This is a genomic window from Actinophytocola sp. (assembly GCF_036002505.1).
Classification (GTDB): domain Bacteria; phylum Actinomycetota; class Actinomycetes; order Mycobacteriales; family Pseudonocardiaceae; genus DASYTH01.
This window is the reverse complement of the sequence record NZ_DASYTH010000006.1, coordinates 1-3,141: the sequence shown is the minus strand read 5'-3', so window position 1 is coordinate 3,141 and position 3,141 is coordinate 1. Positions and strand designations below refer to the sequence as shown.

The 3,141-nt window shown below is 68.5% G+C and carries 3 protein-coding genes and 1 pseudogene; all 4 read left to right on the top strand.

The features are described from left to right. A partial coding sequence (locus VGR06_RS00105) for an IS110 family transposase (RefSeq protein ID WP_327556820.1) occupies window positions 1–578 on the top strand: 578 nt, incomplete at its 5' end. A 262-nt stretch (window positions 579–840) separates the two neighbouring features. Then, window positions 841–1,536, top strand: coding sequence for a respiratory nitrate reductase subunit gamma (gene narI, locus VGR06_RS00100; RefSeq protein WP_327556819.1), 696 nt, complete (start codon window positions 841–843; stop codon window positions 1,534–1,536). Between the two features lie 235 nt (window positions 1,537–1,771). Next, entirely contained in the window at window positions 1,772–2,248 is a 477-nt protein-coding gene (locus VGR06_RS00095) for a CoA-binding protein (protein ID WP_327556818.1), read from the top strand. A 367-nt stretch (window positions 2,249–2,615) separates the two neighbouring features. Further along, window positions 2,616–3,141 (top strand): annotated as a pseudogene (locus VGR06_RS00090) (hypothetical protein); the annotation flags it as partial.

Genomic DNA, 3,141 nt, shown 5'->3' with positions numbered 1-3,141 from the left:
CCACCGGTGTCACCGACGAGACCCTGTGCGAGGCGATCCGCGACGCGGTGCTGGCCCTGGTCGCCGTCCTGCGCGCCGTCGTGGCCGCGTTGAAGGACCTCGGCCGCAGCGTCGTCGCCACACTCGGGGAGCATCCGGACGCCGAGATCTTCACATCGCTGCCAAGGTCTGGTCAGATCAACGCCGCCCAGATACTCGCCGAGTGGGGCGACTGCCGCCAAGCCTACGACCGGCCCGACTCCATCGCCGCGCTCGCCGGCGTCACACCCGTGACCAAGGAATCCGGCAAACACCGCGCTGTGCACTTCCGCTGGGCGTGCAACAAGCGTTTCCGGGTAGCGATCACCACGTTCGCCGACAACAGCCGCCATGACAGCGACTGGGCGGCCACGGTCTACACCGCCGCCCGTGACCGCGGCCTGGACCACCCCCACGCCATCCGGGTCCTGGCCCGCGCGTGGATCCGCATCATCTGGCGATGCTGGATCAACCAAACCCCATACGATCCCGACCGACACGGCAACGCCACACGACTCCACCAATCCCGACAAACCGAACTGCTTGCCGCCAGAGGTTGACACAGGGAGTGTCATGACAGTCCCTCCGTCCACGCCATCCCTGGATCCACGGTCGAGACGTGCCGCCAACCGACCGCACTCACCCGAGCATGTGACAGCAGTCGACCGGCCCGCTGCACAACAGCGTTCTGCCCGAATGGCCTCGGTTCGCGCGGGGACGAAGGTCCCCACAGGTCAGGACGTTAGCCGCCACCGGTGATGCCACACGCGGGGCAGACTCGCGACATGGGGTGAGGGCGCAGCGCCCGTTGGAGGTGCCACCATGACCACGTTGCTCTGGCTGGTGCTGCCCTACCTGGCGGTTGCCGTTTTCGTGCTGGGGCATGTGTGGCGCTGGCGCTACGACCAGTTCGGCTGGACAACGTTCAGCACCCAGCTCGTGGACAACCGGCTGCTGCGGCTGGGCTCCCCGCTGTTCCACCTCGGCGTACTCGCGGTGCTCGTCGGCCATCTGGTCGGCCTGCTGGTGCCGAGGAGCTGGACTGCGGCGATCGGCGTCTCCGACGCGCTGTTCCACCTGGTATCCGTGACCGCCGGTACGCTCGCCGGCGTCGCGATGCTGGCCGGGCTGGTGCTGCTCGCGGCCCGCCGGATCCTGCATGGACGGATACGCGCGACCACCACCGTCATGGACGTGGTGATGTACGTGATGCTCGGGATGGTGGTACTGCTCGGCGTCTGGGCGACGGTGGCAGTGAACCTGCTCGGTGCCGGCCACGACTACCGGGCCACTGTGGCGGTCTGGTTCCGGGGCATCTTCCTGCTGCGGCCGGATCCGTCGCTGATGGCCGGCGCTCCGCTGCTGTTCCAGCTGCACGCGCTCGCCGCGCTCGGGCTGTTCGCGATCTGGCCGTTCACCCGGCTGGTGCACGTCTGGTCGGTGCCGATCGCCGTGCTGTGGCAGCCCTCCCCGGACCGCCAGCGCACCGCCGAACTTGCCCGGGAGGTGACCCGATGAGCTCGTCGCGCGGGCGATGCTCCCCGGGAGCGCTCGTTCCGGCCGCGGTTGGCGCGGTCGTGGCGTTCGGCGATGGTGGCGGCGGACGGTGGAAGTGTCCACACCGAGTCCGATCTTCAGGTGGCTGAGTCAGTTGGAGGAACAGGTTCGCCGCTTCGGGTTCGAACGGGATGTGGGTTGAGGTAAATGGGGTTGCGAAGCGGTTCGCGACCCTACCGGCACAGAGGAGGCAACGATGTCCACGGTGAAACAGGCCGCGTCGGAGTTCCTGGCAAAGAAGCGGATCACGGTGACCGGGGTGTCCCGGACGCCGGGGACACACGGCAGCAACGCCGTGTACCAGCGGCTGCGGGCTCGCGGCTACGAGGTGTTCGCGATCAACCCGAACACGGAGGTGGTCGAAGGCGATCGGTGCTACCCCGACCTGAAGGCCGTCCCCAGCGGTGTCGAGGCAGTGGTCATTGGAACCAGGCCGGAGATCGCCGAGGCCACCATGCGGGAGTGCGTCGATCTCGGTATCGGGTACGTGTGGATGCATCACGGGCCCGGGGCCAGCAGCGTCTCTGAGGCGGCCACCCAATACGGTCGCCAGCACGGGATCACAGTGATCGACGGGGGCTGCCCGTTGATGTTCGACCCGACCGCGGATTTCGGGCACAAAGCGATGCGCTTCGTGTTCACCCGCACGGGCAGGGTCCCCAAGCAGGTATGACGGTCATCGCGACGCCACTGCTCGGGCATCGCCACGGCGACCTGGTACCTCCACGGCTCAGCCACGAAACCTGTTCAGCAGGTCGGAGCAGGTTCCCGGGGTCGCCTCGAGCCTCACGCCGCCGCCGCGCGTTCATGATGCCCGCGGTGATCGCCGCTTCCAGCAGGGCCAGGGCAGTCCAGGGAATGCGGGCACTGGGAGCGCGCCGGGCGCGGACCGCGGCGTAGGCCGCGGTCGCCGTCGATCCGGCCAGCGACAGCCGATAGATGGCGGGGTGGTCCGCGAGGTACCTGCCGGGTCCGCCGGTCGCCGGAGTGATATCCATGGCGTGCCCTCTCGGGTTGGAACCCTGTCAGGTGCTCAGGCCGTGCGTGAGCCCGTCCGGCGATCCGGCGACCGGCAGGTGGCGGGACCGTCATGGTCGCTCGCCCGATGCTCCCCCGGCTCGGCCCAGCTGGTACAGCTTCCAGCCGATGACCACGAACCAGACGAGCAGGAGCAGCCCATAACCGGTGTAGGCGATGCCGAGCAGCGGGCGGAGCGTTTCGCTGACGATGGAAAGGGGCTGATTGCTGTGACTGGGCGAGCCGCAACGACCACCGGGGTGGCGGTGGCCGTCATCGCGACGGCCGTGCTACTGGGGCGCAGGATGAGCCGCTGGGGAGCGAGCGAGGAGGAGCTGTCGCGGTCGCTGCCGGGCGACGACGAGGTGCAGGATCCCCAGCTCGCCTCGACCCGGGCGATCTCGATCCGTGCCCCGGCTCGCCTGGTGTGGCCGTGGCTGGTTCAGATGGGCTGGAGGCGTGCCGGTTGGTACAGCTACGACGTCATCGACAACGACCGCATCCCCAGCGCCGACCACATCATCGGTACGCTTCAAGGCCTTCAGCCGG